At 43.1% G+C, this 14,928-nt stretch carries 11 protein-coding genes, 4 tRNA genes and 1 pseudogene; 12 read left to right on the top strand and 4 right to left on the bottom strand.

Going from position 1 to position 14,928, the window contains the following annotated elements:
• Window positions 1–8: 8 nt before the first annotated feature.
• Window positions 9–1,028: a ferrochelatase gene (gene hemH / locus ACQKCG_RS12050; protein WP_134292812.1), complete on the top strand. Its 1,020-nt coding sequence runs from the start codon at window positions 9–11 to the stop codon at window positions 1,026–1,028.
• 113 nt (window positions 1,029–1,141) lie between these two features.
• Here hemH and ACQKCG_RS12045 read toward each other — a convergent pair whose 3' ends face one another.
• From ACQKCG_RS12045 to ACQKCG_RS12030, 4 genes are all read right to left on the bottom strand, one after another.
• On the bottom strand, window positions 1,142–1,516 hold the full coding sequence (locus tag ACQKCG_RS12045) for a hypothetical protein (protein ID WP_134292811.1): 375 nt from the start codon (window positions 1,514–1,516) through the stop codon (window positions 1,142–1,144).
• A gap of 287 nt (window positions 1,517–1,803) precedes the next feature.
• Window positions 1,804–2,262: a hypothetical protein gene (locus ACQKCG_RS12040; protein ID WP_227543708.1), complete on the bottom strand. Its 459-nt coding sequence runs from the start codon at window positions 2,260–2,262 to the stop codon at window positions 1,804–1,806.
• Between the two features lie 374 nt (window positions 2,263–2,636).
• Window positions 2,637–5,615, bottom strand: a complete 2,979-nt coding sequence (gene polA, locus ACQKCG_RS12035; RefSeq protein WP_134292809.1) for a DNA polymerase I — start codon at window positions 5,613–5,615, stop codon at window positions 2,637–2,639.
• A gap of 221 nt (window positions 5,616–5,836) precedes the next feature.
• Window positions 5,837–6,250, bottom strand: a complete 414-nt coding sequence (locus tag ACQKCG_RS12030; protein ID WP_057758473.1) for an Ohr family peroxiredoxin — start codon at window positions 6,248–6,250, stop codon at window positions 5,837–5,839.
• A 268-nt stretch (window positions 6,251–6,518) separates the two neighbouring features.
• Here ACQKCG_RS12030 and ACQKCG_RS12025 point away from each other — a divergent pair, with 268 nt between their 5' ends.
• From ACQKCG_RS12025 to ACQKCG_RS11975, 11 genes and pseudogenes are all read left to right on the top strand, one after another.
• Window positions 6,519–7,421: a hypothetical protein gene (locus tag ACQKCG_RS12025; protein ID WP_134292808.1), complete on the top strand. Its 903-nt coding sequence runs from the start codon at window positions 6,519–6,521 to the stop codon at window positions 7,419–7,421.
• A gap of 182 nt (window positions 7,422–7,603) precedes the next feature.
• Window positions 7,604–9,199, top strand: coding sequence for a peptide chain release factor 3 (locus ACQKCG_RS12020; RefSeq protein WP_134292807.1), 1,596 nt, complete (start codon window positions 7,604–7,606; stop codon window positions 9,197–9,199).
• A 202-nt stretch (window positions 9,200–9,401) separates the two neighbouring features.
• Window positions 9,402–10,253 carry an RsiV family protein gene (locus ACQKCG_RS12015; protein ID WP_134292806.1) on the top strand — a complete coding sequence of 284 codons (852 nt, stop codon included), beginning with the start codon at window positions 9,402–9,404 and terminating at the stop codon, window positions 10,251–10,253.
• 157 nt (window positions 10,254–10,410) lie between these two features.
• Window positions 10,411–11,622, top strand: coding sequence for an FHA domain-containing protein (locus ACQKCG_RS12010; RefSeq protein ID WP_134292805.1), 1,212 nt, complete (start codon window positions 10,411–10,413; stop codon window positions 11,620–11,622).
• Between the two features lie 175 nt (window positions 11,623–11,797).
• Window positions 11,798–13,294, top strand: a complete 1,497-nt coding sequence (gene trpE / locus ACQKCG_RS12005; RefSeq protein ID WP_134292804.1) for an anthranilate synthase component I — start codon at window positions 11,798–11,800, stop codon at window positions 13,292–13,294.
• Window positions 13,295–13,486: 192 nt separating this feature from the next.
• Window positions 13,487–13,562: transfer RNA gene (locus tag ACQKCG_RS12000), tRNA-Thr, on the top strand.
• Between the two features lie 67 nt (window positions 13,563–13,629).
• Window positions 13,630–13,713, top strand: a tRNA-Tyr gene (locus ACQKCG_RS11995).
• Window positions 13,714–13,797: 84 nt separating this feature from the next.
• A tRNA-Gly gene (locus tag ACQKCG_RS11990) sits at window positions 13,798–13,871 on the top strand.
• Window positions 13,872–13,974: 103 nt separating this feature from the next.
• Window positions 13,975–14,049 (top strand) — tRNA-Thr (locus ACQKCG_RS11985).
• A 209-nt stretch (window positions 14,050–14,258) separates the two neighbouring features.
• A complete protein-coding gene (locus ACQKCG_RS11980; RefSeq protein ID WP_102078394.1) occupies window positions 14,259–14,576 on the top strand; it encodes a DUF6122 family protein in 318 nt (105 codons plus the stop codon).
• Between the two features lie 278 nt (window positions 14,577–14,854).
• A pseudogene (locus ACQKCG_RS11975) lies at window positions 14,855–14,928 on the top strand (hypothetical protein); the annotation flags it as partial.

The following is a 14,928-nucleotide window of genomic DNA, read 5'->3' as shown; positions in this document are numbered from 1 at the left end:
GTGCTGCTATGAAACCTAAATTGCCCCCACGTATTGCCGTTTTGTTAGTGAATCTTGGTACACCAGATGAGCCAACGGCATCTGCCGTACGTCGCTACCTCAAACAGTTTTTGTCAGACCCACGAGTGATTGAGATTCCCAAATTTCTGTGGGCTATTATTCTGAATCTATTTGTCTTGCCCAGTCGTCCTAAGCGCGTAGCAAAGGCTTACGCCAGTATTTGGGAAGGTGACTCACCGATTCGTAAAATACTAAAAAGCCAAGTTGAGCTATTAGAACCACGTTTGGCTGATAGTGTGGCACCATTTCGTGTCTCTGTGCATCCGGCGATGAGCTATGGTAATCCTGGTTTGCCTGACGTCATGGATGCGCTACGCGGTGAAGGGGTTGATCACTTTGTCATTCTGCCATTGTTTCCGCAGTATTCTGCTTCTTCAGGCGGTGCTGTATATGATGCGCTGACGAAATGGACGCTCAAGCAACGCAACTTGCCAAATTATACGATTGTCAAAGACTACTTTGCCCATCCATTATATATTCAAGCATTGGCCAACTCTATTCGCCGTTTTCAAGAGAAGCATGGCAAGCCTGAAAAGTTGATGTTTAGTTTTCATGGTATCCCGCAGCCTTATGCTGATAAAGGCGATCCGTATCCTAAACGCTGTAAATGTACCGCTGCACAAGTGGCGCATGAACTTGGCCTGAACGATGACGAATGGATTATCAGTTTCCAGTCCCGCTTTGGTAAGCAAGAGTGGGTTAAACCGTACACCGATGTAGTGTTGGAAGATTGGGGTCAGTCAGGTGTGCGCTCGGTACAGGTGATCAGTCCGGCGTTTTCAGCAGATTGTCTAGAGACACTAGAGGAGCTAGCCATTGAAAACCGTGACAACTTCCTTAATGCTGGCGGACAAGAGTATCATTATATTCCTGCATTAAACCTTGATGAGACACATATTGAATTGCTTGAAGCGTTGAGCTTGCCTCTAGTAAAAGGTTGGGCTGGCACGCTAGATGGCTGGGTTTAGTTAGTCGAGCGTAGTTGTATTGGTGAGTTGAATAGTAGAATAAAAAAGCACGCTTAATATAGTTAAGCGTGCTTTTCTGGTTTAGAGGGGTAGGTCAACAATCGTATTAAGTTCTAAAAATCATCATCGTTGCTACGTTCGGCTGCTTCTCTATCAACAATATCCATCGCATCTGGATAATCACTGTCATCAAGATTGTCTTGAACCAAAATCTCATCGACACGAGACTCATCGATATTTTGACGATGCGCAGGTGTCAGCCCTTGGGTCGCATCACTACCGACTTCTGAGTTATTAAATCCCGCGCTATTATCAATCACATCATCGTTGTCGATGGTATGCAGCATAGGATTGCCCAAATCGACCAATTGATTGTCTTGTTCATCCTGATTATTGTTATCTGAGTTATCGACGCTGTCATTGTTATCACGACGATTACCGTCAATATGATCCATCTCTTCTGGTAATGGGTTTTTTGAGTTTTCCATGAATAATTCCTTATTGTAGTTATTAGATGTCGCCATCATTAGAAGTAAAATATCGCGCTGGCTTGTTAAAGCATCGCTCATTGCAATGTAGATAATATGCTTCTCAGTTTGTACGCTTATTCAACTTTTCACTAGTAGTAAGGTGTGACAGGATGTTCAAAAAATGTAAGACAATGACTAGAACGCAAAACGACTACTCAAGATGAGTAGCCGTAATTATTTATGAAATTTATGCTAAGGCTTTGTAAGATAGCAAAGTCGTTACATGAGAAATCAAACTTATAGTTTTAATTATTGGCGTGGTCGAACTTATAATTTAACTTCTGTACCAGACATGACTCATAGTCAGCCAGTTTAAATTGCCATAAATAGGTCAAGGCAATACCATAAATGGCAGTCTCAGCCAGCTCTTCGACAATTTCACCAAATGTATGCGGGAACATAATAGCATTCTCACCCATGTACTGAATGATAGCCAGTACAGTAATGCTAAGATAGAGCGAAACTGGCACGTTTTTTAGCACTGCCCATAGGTAATGCCTCGAATAGACCAGCAAACCAAGCGCGACGAGATAGATAACGGTAAGGACGCTGTCCTCCCACCAGTCATAAGATTGACCAAGCATCGAAAAGTCGCTTGGAACCAGTAAGTCTGGTAGATAGTTCAACTCTCGACGAATGACAGAGACAAATATAAGTACGGCTGCTAGCCAAAAAGCCTTAATTTGTTTGACATGACTTTTCATAACATATTGTGAACTGCGCAATAGGCATATTATCAAAAGTATAATGCCAGGGACTTCAATGATGCCATCTGAACTCAAAATAACTGGCTCCTGCGTATCAAAAAGAATGTGTTAAAAACAAAAAAGTGAGCTCAAAGGCTCACTTTAAAGCAAAAATATCGAATAGTTAGGGTTTAACAGGTGCTCTATTATAAACCCCGTACCCAGATATTACTGTTATGAAATATAACTAACTGGTCATAAGTGATTGTTAATATAAACAATATATAATGACTCATTGTAGTATCAGTTATCAAAAACTCTTATATCTGCAAAATATATAAATAATCGTGCCTTACACGCTTGATAAAATGGCAGTTAGTGACAGTTAATGTCTAGTGCGCCTCATCCCAGTTTTGACCGCTATCAGTCTCGACCAATAAAGGCACTGCAAAGTCGACATTCCAGCCTTTTTCTACTGCCGTAGTTATCAATACATCTTGCATAGCATCAGTAATCAGCTGGCTAACTTCGTCTACTTTATCGGCATCCACTTCAAACACCAATTCATCGTGAACCTGTAGCAGCATTTTGGCTTGTTCTTTTGGCAGCACTTTATCAACGGCAATCATAGCAAGCTTGATTAGATCAGCAGCAGAGCCTTGTAGTGGCGCGTTAATCGCCGCGCGCTCAGCACCTTGCTTGACCATACGATTGCTGTGATTGATATCAGGCATATAGAGCTTACGGCCCAATATCGTCTCGACATAACCTTGCTCATAGGCGCTTGCACGAGTATTGATCATATAGTTTTTGACGCCTGGATAGCGTTCAAAGTACATATCAATATAGTCTTGTGCTTCGCCGCGACTCATCTGTAGCTGCTTGGCAAGTCCAAAGGCACTCATCCCGTATAGCAGACCAAAGTTAATGGCTTTAGCATTACGGCGCTCGGTTGAAGTGACGTCTGCGACATCCTTACCAAGTACTTCGGCAGCGGTGGCCGCGTGAATATCTAACCCTTCGTTAAAGGCATGAGTTAGGTTTTTATCACCTGAAAAATGCGCCATTAGACGCAACTCAATTTGTGAATAATCCGCTGCCAAAATAACGCGACCTTCTGGTGCGATAAAGGCTTGACGAATGAGGCGACCAGTCGCAGTACGAATGGGAATGTTTTGTAAGTTAGGATCTGTTGAGGATAAACGCCCAGTACTCGTTAATGCCTGATGGTAGCTAGTATGTACACGATCGGTTTCGCTATCTGCGACATTATCTAGCGCATCGGTATAAGTGCTTTTGAGCTTAGACAGTCCGCGATACTCTAGCGTAATATCGACCAATGGATGATCGATTTTTGATAGTACAGCCTCACCAGTCGAGTATTGACCAGACTTGGTTTTTTTACCACCAGCGACGCCTAGCTTTTCAAACAGCATCTCACCGAGCTGCTTAGGAGAGCCAAGATTGAACTCTTCACCAGCTACTTCATAAGCGCGCTTCTCTAGAGCGATAATTTCTTCATCGAAGCGTTTAGATAGTTCGTTTAAGAATGAACGTTTAATCAAAATACCATGCGCTTCCATTTGGCAAAGTATCTCTGCCGTTGGAATCTCTAGCTCGTGTAACAATTTGGCATTATTGGCATCGTTAGCCAGCTCAACGCTGAACACGTCAAATAATTGATAGGTGATATCAGCATCTTCACAAGCATAATCGCTCGCGATATCGATGGCCACTTGGTCAAAGGTAACTTGCTTAGCGCCTTTGCCTGCGACTTCCTCAAAGCTAATCGTCTGCGTTTGCAGATAATGGCGTGCCAAATCGTCCATACCGTGTCGAGTCGCTGCCGCATTGATAACGTAGCTGGCAAGCATGGTATCCATCGCCCAGTTATTTGGCTGCTCATGTATCGCACCGACTAGGTCGATATCATAGTGAGCAAGGATATGCGCATCGTACTTTAGATGCTGTCCGATTTTACCGATATTAGGATTTTCTAGTATCGGTTTCAGGCGCGCCAGCACGGTATCGCGGTCGAGCTGTTTTGCTGTCAGCTCATCACCTTCTAAGCTATGGGTGAGCGGAATATAATAGGCTTCATGCGCTTGTACCGCAAAAGACAGCCCGACGATTTGTGCGTCACGCCAATGGACGCTAGTAGTTTCGGTATCGATAACAAAGTGCGGAGCTGCTTCTAATAATTCGACCAAGCTATCAAATGCTGGCTCGTCGAGTACAGTGTGCCACGCTTTATCTTGATGGTTACTGCCCGTCATATTATCAGTGTTGGTCGATTGCAGCGATTTGGCAACTTGCGCTTGTGACTCCGCGTTTGCTTTGCTATCAGCGACACTTTGTGAGCCATTCGCAGGATGGTTTGGATGATCAAGAGATGCCAGCTCATTTCTAAATTCAAGCTCGGTATATAGGGCGCGAAGCTCCTCTATATGCGCACAAGGGTCGGTATTTATTTTTAAGTCGTTCCAGTCTTGGCCGATTTCCAAATTGGTGACGATGGTAGCAAGCTTTCTGTTAAAAGGAATGTCATCGGCATGTTCAATCAGACCTTTCGCCCCGCGGCCTTTGATAAAGCCAATGTGCTTTAACATATTAGCAATATCACCATACTCAACGAGTAGGTCTTTAGCGGTCTTTTTACCGATACCTGGCACGCCTTTGATTCCATCAGAGGCATCACCCATGAGCGTTAAGAAATCAATCATTTGGTTTGGGTTAATGCCGAACTTATCGATCACCGCTGGTGTATCCGTGACTTTACCAGTAAAGCTGTCTTCTAAGATGACGCAATCATTAACCAACTGCATCATGTCTTTATCACCCGTTGAGATGACCACATGGTGACCTTGCTCGACAGCACGATGGGCAAGTGTACCGATGATATCATCGGCCTCTGCACCCTCAATACGTAATAGCGGAATACCCAAGGCGCTGACCAAACGATGAATATAAGGAATTTGCTCTACCAGCTCTATATCGATAGGCGGACGAGCGGCCTTATAGTCAGGCGACATATGATGGCGAAAAGTCGGTGACTTTGTATCGAAGCAGACGGCCATATGAGTAGGGTGATAACGACGCATCAGTTTTAGCAGCGCATTCAAGGTACCGCGAATCGCATTGGTGATTAGACCCTGCGAGTTTTGCATGGTCTTTGGGAGGGCATGATAGGTGCGAAACAGATAATACGAGCCGTCGACTAAGATAAAGGGCGGCTGATCTTTGTCTACGTGACTGGTATCCATCAGTGCCACATTTGGCAGATCGTCAAAATTCGGTAAGGTTTTAGGATCGAGTGCTTGATGGGAGTTGTGGTCGTTATCGGCGGTATTGTCAGCTATATTATCAGTCATAAAAGTCACTTATCAGCTATTAGATAAAAATATGCTCTTATTATAACGATAAAAACAGTGCGTGCCGAACTGCTTAACCGTTACGAGATGTTCTGGCGGTTTTATTTTTTCACCAAAATTTCAAACAAAAAAAGAACCCAGATAAACTGAGTTCTTTTAGAAGGGAATGACTATCGACTACTTGTCATTCAATAGAGGTTGATAACGAGTCTTTGAATGCGTTATTTTACTTCTGAAGAGACTTCGACATCGATGTTACCGCTGGTTGCTTTCGAATATGGGCATACTTCATGCGCTTTTTCGACCAATTTTTGGATCTCGTCAGCAGACAGGTCTGTATTATCAGCGATGACATGGATTTTTACGGCAAGCTTATATTCGTGATTGTCACCTTGTAATAGGTCTACAGAGGTCTCAACAGTTGAGCCAAATGTTGCGCTTTCCATTTTTTTGACTACGCCTAAGGCGCCATCAAAACAAGCGCCATAACCCATAGCGAGTAATTGCTCAGGGTTATTACCTTTTTCATTACCGCCTGGTGGTACCATATTGATTTCAAGATCACTATCGCTTAGGGTTGCTGTACCCATGCGGCCGCCAGTAACAGTAGATTTGGTAGAGTATAGAGATTTCATGACACATCCTTTGTTGTGAGTTTTTATGTTTATATTTGAGTGGTAAATCTTAATATGAAACTTAGCATAACAAATCGCTCACGCAGCTCAGTGCATAGAGAGTAAATATATACTGCTAGTTTGTAAATGAGATTTCGGGCACAGTTTTATTCGTTTTTAGATTTACAAGCTTATCGTACAGTCGCCAAAGAGGTACAATAGCGGTAATGAGCCATATATATGTTATCAGTACGGATAACAGAGATCTGAATCATAAGGACATTGTTTGATGAATAGATGGATTGCGATACCTAGTGTTTGCTTTTTGACGACGCTTGCTTTGATAGGATGCGAGGAAGAAGACGGCGCTTATGGGACGGCTAGTAGCGAGATTACATTGACAAGCTTTGCTAATAGTTACGATAGCAAAGCCAATGCTACGGCAATTGCGCGAATTGATGAGACGTATCGTACTGGTGCGCGCGAGATCAAAACAACCAATATCATCAACAGTTATAGCAACCAAAGCCTGAATGATTTAGACAGAACCGTGCTGGCAGATGATTTCGAAGGTCGACTTGAAAATAAAGACATCGAGGTTAATGGTCGGACGGTTAAACGCCCCATTTATGAAAAAAACACCGACAACCAGCTAGACTACCAAACCACCTATCAAACACTGGACTTGTCGGGCTTAACGACCCGCAGTTATAGCGCGGGCACGAATATCGAAGAACGCCGCGGTATTCTCACCGATTTGAGCAACTACTCAGAAATTCCATCCAATGTTGCTTTCCCTGAAGGGTCGGTTTGTTACATTCCAGTCGTGACAAGCGAGCAATCATTTTGGGCATTCAACGACAAAAATAAGACAGGATACTCGTCATTAAGTGAATGGATCGAGGCTGCCGAACGACGCTTTAGTGATGATAGAGATTATAGACTGTCTGAGTTTGACGTTGGCAAAGGGAGTAAACTAAAAGCGGCGCAAGTGATGTTCTTTGAATATAAAAATCAACCTGCCTATGAATATAGTGGTGTTGAATATGGAAAGGATATCTATGAGGCAAACTATGTCGCCAAAGGTAGCACCGATCCGAATATAGATAGCCGCTTTGGCGTGGTAGATTGTACGCTTGTTAATGAGGTCGCAGGAGACTTCTTAGCTGAGCAAATCGAACGCTACTATTAAAATCAAGCAAGCCCTACGCTGACGGTTAAAAACTTTGTTAACACGCTTTGTCTGACTGATAGAGCGTGTTTTTTTATACGCTAACTCTGCACCCTAACGCTAAATCGGCTACAATACGCTCATTATTGATTTTATTTATTTAGATTAACTTCTAAATGACACAACTGTTGAAGCTGAAAACTATGAGCGTAGATCCAAAAAAACTAACCAAAGAAGTGGCCAAGCGCCGCACCTTTGCCATTATCTCGCATCCAGATGCCGGTAAGACCACCATGACCGAAAAGCTGCTGTTGTGGGGTCAAGCGATTCAGGTAGTGGGAGAGGTAAAAGGCCGTAAGACCGATCGTCATGCCACTTCAGACTGGATGAGTATGGAGCAAGAGCGCGGTATCTCAATCACGACGTCTGTCATGCAGTTCCCGTACAAAGACCACATGGTCAACCTACTAGATACCCCAGGTCACGCCGACTTTAGTGAAGATACCTATCGTACCTTGACCGCAGTGGATAGCGCACTGATGATGGTCGATGGCGCAAAAGGTGTCGAAGAACGAACCATCAAGCTAATGGAAGTTTGTCGCATGCGCGATACGCCAATCATTTCGTTCGTCAACAAGCTCGATCGCCAGATTCGTGAGCCGCTTGAGCTACTAAGTGAAATCGAAGCGGTACTAAAAATTAAATGTATCCCAGTGACTTGGCCTATCGGTATGGGTCAAGACTTCATCGGTGTCTATCATCTGACTGAAAATAAAACTTACTTTTATGAAAAAGGTAATGGCGGCAAGATGACGGTCTCTGAGACCCGAGAAGGCTACGATTATCCAGATATCCGTGAGCGTCTAGGACAGTTGATGTTTGACGCTTTCGAAGAGTCGCTTGAGCTGGTACAGATGGCGTTAGAAGAGTTCAGTGTTGAAGCATTTTTGGCTGGCGAGATGACGCCAGTATTGTTTGGTACGGCATTGGGTAACTTTGGGGTAAACATGGTACTTGATACCTTAGTCAAGTATGCACCGCCGCCAAAAGCTCATCCAACGACTGAGCGTGAAGTATCAGCCACCGAGACAGATTTTACAGGCTTCGTCTTTAAGATTCAGGCCAATATGGATCCGCGTCACCGTGACCGCATTGCGTTCTTGCGGGTGTGCTCTGGTAAGTACGAGAAGGGCATGAAAATGAAACATGTGCGTCTGGGTAAAGACGTACGTATTGCTGATGCTCTGACCTTTTTAGCAGGTGACCGCGAGGCGCTAGAAGAAGCCTATCCGGGTGATATCATTGGTTTGCATAACCATGGCACCATCTCCATCGGTGACAGCTTCACTGAAGGCGAAGAGTTAAGCTTTACCGGTATTCCGCATTTTGCTCCTGAATTGTTCCGCCGTGTGGTACTAAAAGATCCGCTTAAATCAAAAGCCCTGCAAAAAGGTCTTCAACAATTAAGTGAAGAGGGCGCAACGCAGGTCTTTATGCCGCAGATTAATAATGATTTGGTTTTGGGTGCGGTCGGTGTCCTACAGTTTGAGGTGGTCGCGCATCGTCTCAAAGAAGAGTACAAGGTTCAATGTACCTTTGAGCCAGTATCGATAGCTACGGTACGCTGGATTCATTGCGATGATGAAGTAGCATTGGCGAAGTTCAAGAAAAAAGCCCATGACCAATTATCATTAGATGGTGGTGGTTATCTAACCTACCTTGCACCGTCACGGGTTAATCTACAGCTGATGCAAGACCGCTATCCAGAAGTGACTTTTAGTAGCACACGCGAGCATTAAATTTATTTATACGCTTATATCGTTTATTGATTAAGACACGCCAGCCGTGTCTTTTTTATTGCCTGTGTTTACGACTTAAGTAATAAGAGTCAGATAACCGCTCGCTTACACCACTTCAAAAACGTGAACAGTCTTCCTACAATACATTGTAATTGTTACGGTAGAATATTGAATGGCATTTTATATTTGTAAAAGAGGACATATGCACACTACGACTCAAACTGATGATAAATCTATATCGGCTGATCTATTTTCGATGAAGGTAAGCCAGAGACGTTCAATTGCTATGTTGACTGGCAGCTTACTGTTAAGTGCCGTTAGCATGTCGGTAAATGCAGGAAGTTTTATTAGCAGCACTGAATATCTACCGTATCAACTACCCAGTAATATACAAGAGACGTGTGACAAGCGTGATAACTGTCCAGAGATTGAAGTTAAATATCTCAAAAGCAGTCAAAACTGGATAGATGAGATTGCCAATGCCCGTATCGATAACTTAGTCGTCAATAGTCAGATGACAGAGTCAGCACCTATTAAGGGTAAAATCAGCGAAAAAGAAGTTAAAGATGCTCTTGATAGCTTTGTGAGCTCGCAATTCCAAGATATGCCTGATGATGTGTCATGGGGTTATAATCTGATGGTAGCGCCCAATTACTTAGGTCATGTCGATGACTTTGAACTGTTTGAGATAAGCTCTTACGTCTATACTGGCGGTGCACACGGCATGCCTTATAGTGAGTACCTAGTGTTTGACCCAAGTACCAAAAAGCAGGTCACGCTTGACGACATGCTTATCTCAGGTAAAAAACCTCGTCTTGAGGCGCTTGCCTATGATGCTTATAAAACGTGGGTTAAAACGGTTGCCGAAGACGTGAGCAGTTATGAGAAAAACTGGCCATTTACGTTAAGCGATAATGTGACCTTGACTGATACAGGCGTTAGCATTCGTTACCAGCATTATTCTATCGGCCCATATGCTTACGGTATGCCTATTCTTAATATCCCCTATAACAAGCTCGACAAAGTTATAAAACCTCACTTTATACCAAAGTAAATACTGTATGGTGTTTGAGGAAAGTACTTAATAAACCGTGCTAGGCAACTATTATTAAAGAAATAGCGACAATACTTATCACAAATTGGCAGTAATATTTTAGAGTTATTATTTTTAGCATCATTGGATATTCAATAGAAAAATAAGGAGTTATAACATGACAAACGAGACAGAAAGTACGAATACGGCAGCAAGTACAACTTGGCAGCTGAATGCATTGACCGAAGCGCTAGGTGACCTAACCCTGACGGTTAGTGATAGCTTATCTATAGGTCGTGGTAGTGATAACGACGTAGTCCTAGGTAGCAAGCAGGTTTCTCGCAATCACGCGGTACTCAGTGTGTTAGACGGTCAGCTGTACGTAAAAGACTTAGACTCTTCTAATGGTACGTTTATTAATGAGCAACGTATTGCAGGTAATGAATCTAGTCATCTCAAAGCAAATGATACGCTTGGCTTTGCAAGTTTTAGCTTTCAAGTACAGGCATCTGCTGCGCCAGTGACCACAGAGGAGTTAGTAGCAGATGCACATGAAAAAGCTGACACAGCTGCCGTGCTGGAAACTACTGCTAGTGAGCCTGTGACTGAAGAGCAGATAATTGAGGAAAGCGTTCTTGAGGAAGAGCCGATCATAGAGCAAACAGTTAATGAGCCAGTGATCAAAGAGACTGGCATCGAAGAAATGTTGCCTGCTACAGATGATACTGTACCTGTAGAGCCTTTACCTGTAGATGCCGGCTCAGATATGACCGAAGAATCAGTAACCCCTACGCACGAAACCGTTGAACCGGCTTTTGAAGAACCAGCTGTTGAAGAGCTAGCTACTGAAGAAGCCGTTGCTACAGAGCCAGTTGTCAAAGAAACAGGGATTGATGAAGTACTGTCTGACGCGGATGCGGCATCTCCTACGCCAGTAGAAGACACGCTAGGTGCCACAGAAGGGGTAGATGAAACAGCAACTGAAACAGAGGCTGTGACGACTACAGAGCCACCAAAGACAGCATCTACTGATAGCGCGCCAGTGGTAGAAGAGCAGCCAGTAATACATGAAGAGCCAGTAATGCATGAAGAGCCAGCAGTCCAAGACGAACACGACAAAACGACAAAAACAGAGTTACAAGAAGAAGCTGACCCTGAAGTTTTAAAAGCCAAACAAGCAGCTAGTGCACAGTTTTCAGGCACGGCTAATTTAGGGCAGCCGCGCGATCTTGGTACCAAAGGCAATAATGCGATGGATCAAGAAATCAGCAACCCTGCTCATGCAGGTCATGTAGAGAAAAAAGCGAGCGGCGGCTGGTTTATATGGGTATTTGTGACCATTCTAATTATCGGTTTGGCCTTATGGTTGTTTAATATGGGCGGTGCATAATTCAATTCTACACTCGGTCTTTGTCGTAATTTTTGATAGAGAGCCTTGTTGTGCTTACCGTTTTTTAAACAAATGACTCATTATAGCGTCGATATTTTAGCGAATATTGGCGCTATATTTTATAGAGCAGCTTATAGTTTTATTATTGCCTATAAGGTGCTAAGAGAGCGCTATTATGATGACTTTTGAAGAATACCAAGCTTTTAGAGATAGAGGCTTTAGTCACGCACCACTAGTAAAAAAACGTCTGATGGATGCGCAGACTCCCGTATCTGTATTCTCCAAAGTACGTGATCTAAACGGCTCTGCCTATCTGTTTGAGTCTGTGGTAGGCGGTGAGCGCTGGGCGCGATACTCCATGATTGGATTGGGTAGCGATCTGATTTTACAGTACGCTGATGGCAATATGACGACCAAACGAAACGATCATATTGATACAGAGTCAGTAGAGAATCCCTTTGATTACCTACGTGAGCTGATGGCGCAATATCATATGCCAACCGCTGAAGATGTGCCGACGATGCCGAGCTTTAGTGGCGGTCTAGTCGGTTACTTTGGCTACGATATGGTACGTGTTATTGAGCCAAGTGTTGGCTTATCTGATGCGGCCAACCCAATGTCGATGCCAGATATGTGGCTGATGCTTTCGATGAGCATTATTGTATTTGATAATTTAGAGAATACGCTATCAATCATCGTCTATGCTGATTGCCAGTCTGAGGATGGCTACAGTTCAGCTATCCGTGAGCTAGAACAAATCGAAGAAAAGCTAGCAGAGCCATCCAATTTGCGCGCACCTGTAATGCCTACGCCTAAATTTATATCGCAAACAGGTGCCGAAAAATACTGTAGCGATGTCAATAAAATAAAGGATTACATTGCCGCAGGTGACGTCATGCAGGTAGTGCTAGCGCAGCGATTGACAGCGGACTATACAGGCGACTCTCTAGCCGTCTATCGTGCGCTTCGCTACCTTAATCCGTCGCCTTATCTGTTCTTGGTGCATGGCTATACACTCGATGATCACAAACGCTTTGATATTATCGGTGCTTCTCCTGAAATCCTATCCCGTATCGAAAATGGCAAGGTGACGGTAAGGCCGCTAGCAGGGACACGGCAACGTGGCCGAGATAAGGCTGAAGACCTCGCGCTTGAGCAAGAGCTGCTAAATGATGAGAAAGAAACAGCGGAGCATTTGATGCTCATTGATTTGGGTCGCAATGATCTTGGCCGCGTTTGCGAATATGGCAGTGTTAAAGTCACAGAAAAGATGTTTATAGAGCGCTACTCACAAGTGATGCATATCGCATCTAATGTTGAGGGTACGATACGAGCTGATAAGGATGCACTAGATGTGTTTTGTGCCACTTTCCCAGCTGGTACGCTATCGGGCACACCCAAAATCCGCGCTATGCAAATTATTGATGAGATAGAACCAGTGCGCCGAACGGTGTTTGGTGGTTCAGTTGGTTATTTAGGTTGGAATGGTAATATGGACACGGCCATTGCTATCCGTACTGCGGTGATGCGCCGTGGGGAGATACATATTCAAGCCGGAGCAGGGGTCGTCGCTGATTCTGTGCCAAAAAAAGAATGGGATGAAACCAATAAAAAAGCATTGGCATTAATAAAAGCGGTCGAAATGGCCTGTAATGGCTTGCGCATTCGCTAATTAAATAGCCAGTAATATGATGAAAATAAGGGCTGCAAGTAAAAATCCAATTTATCGCCATATTTTTATTTATAAAAAAACTAGCTTAATCAGTGACTTAAATATTTATATCAAATTAATTTAAAAAAAGATGAAAAAGTACTTGCGCATCTCAAAAAATTTGATAGAATAGCCACCACTTTAAGAGAACAAGCCGACTTAGCTCAGTTGGTAGAGCAACTGACTTGTAATCAGTAGGTCGCCAGTTCGATCCCGGCAGTCGGCACCATCTCTCTTAAAGTAGCTTTTTATGAATTTGTCTTAAATGTAAGTCATTTTTGTTCAAAGCAACCTAAGGTGGGGTTGGGGAGCGGTCAAACCCAACAGACTGTAAATCTGTCGCGAAAGCTTCGAAGGTTCGAATCCTTCCCCCACCACCATATTTTCTAAAGTTTGTCATAGCGCCAAGCATACTCTCTATATCTCATAACTCTCGATTAGAGTTATCCTGAATAAGAGTAAATGCGGGTGTGGTATAATGGTAACACCTTAGCCTTCCAAGCTAATGACGCGGGTTCGATTCCCGCCACCCGCTCCATATATACACCATCGCAAAGCATAACAATAAATCATCACGAGAGTCAGTAATTATTGCTGCATCGTGATATTTTTTTTAGTGCAGTTTAAAGGTTACAACATACGCTCATATAGCTCAGCGGTAGAGCACTCCCTTGGTAAGGGAGAGGTCTCGAGTTCAATTCTCGATATGAGCTCCATTTATTGTTTATACCTTTTATGCTTGTTTTGCTATTTATATGACTTTGCGTCGATATCGAAATTATAGAATATTGAAATATATAACAGTAGTGCGGTAGATAATGATTCAAAGGTGACACTGAGGTGTTGCCTTTTAGTGCTGTCAGTATATTAATAAATATTGGTTTTGATGGTCTTATATAGAGAAGACTAAAACTAATAGGTCAGTATGCAGACATTAATACATTATTTTTTGCACTTTGGTTTTCCTCTTTTTATCGCGATTGCGTTTTTTAGAAAAGAGTGGAAAAAAGCATATCTGATTTTGCTTGCGACCATGCTGGTTGATATAGATCATCTGGTAGCAAACCCAATATTTCAGGCAAATAGATGTAGCATTAATTTTCATCCGTTACATACTTATTATGCGATGCTAGTGTATTTTGCTTTACTCTTTCTTCGTAAGCCTCTTAATATCATTGGAATTGGATTGCTGTTCCATATGTTAACGGATTTTACGGATTGTTTGATGATGTCGGTCAGCTAATATCGCGACCTTGCATATCAAGATAATTATACGGTTATAAGAAAGGTTATAATCAATCGAGCTTTATATCTACTAGTTAGAGAGAAGTTGATTTCGATTGAGAGATGTATGACTATTTAAGACAAGTCAGCGTATAATAACGGATACAAGAATTAGTTCGGAGCATTGTTTAAGCAGTGGTTCGTGCGGTTGATAGCTAGGTTTATGATGATTTAATTCTATTATGAGCCATTAAACAGCTTTTTATTGATCATTCACCAAAAAAAGAGGAAATACCCATGGCAAAGGCCAAGTTTGAACGTAACAAGCCACACGTCAACGTCGGTACAATCGGACACGTTGACCATGGTAA

The organism is Psychrobacter sp. NPDC078929, from assembly GCF_050267985.1.
Lineage (GTDB): Bacteria > Pseudomonadota > Gammaproteobacteria > Pseudomonadales > Moraxellaceae > Psychrobacter.
Note: the sequence above shows the minus strand (reverse complement) of the source record. Positions and strands in the feature narration are given on the sequence as shown.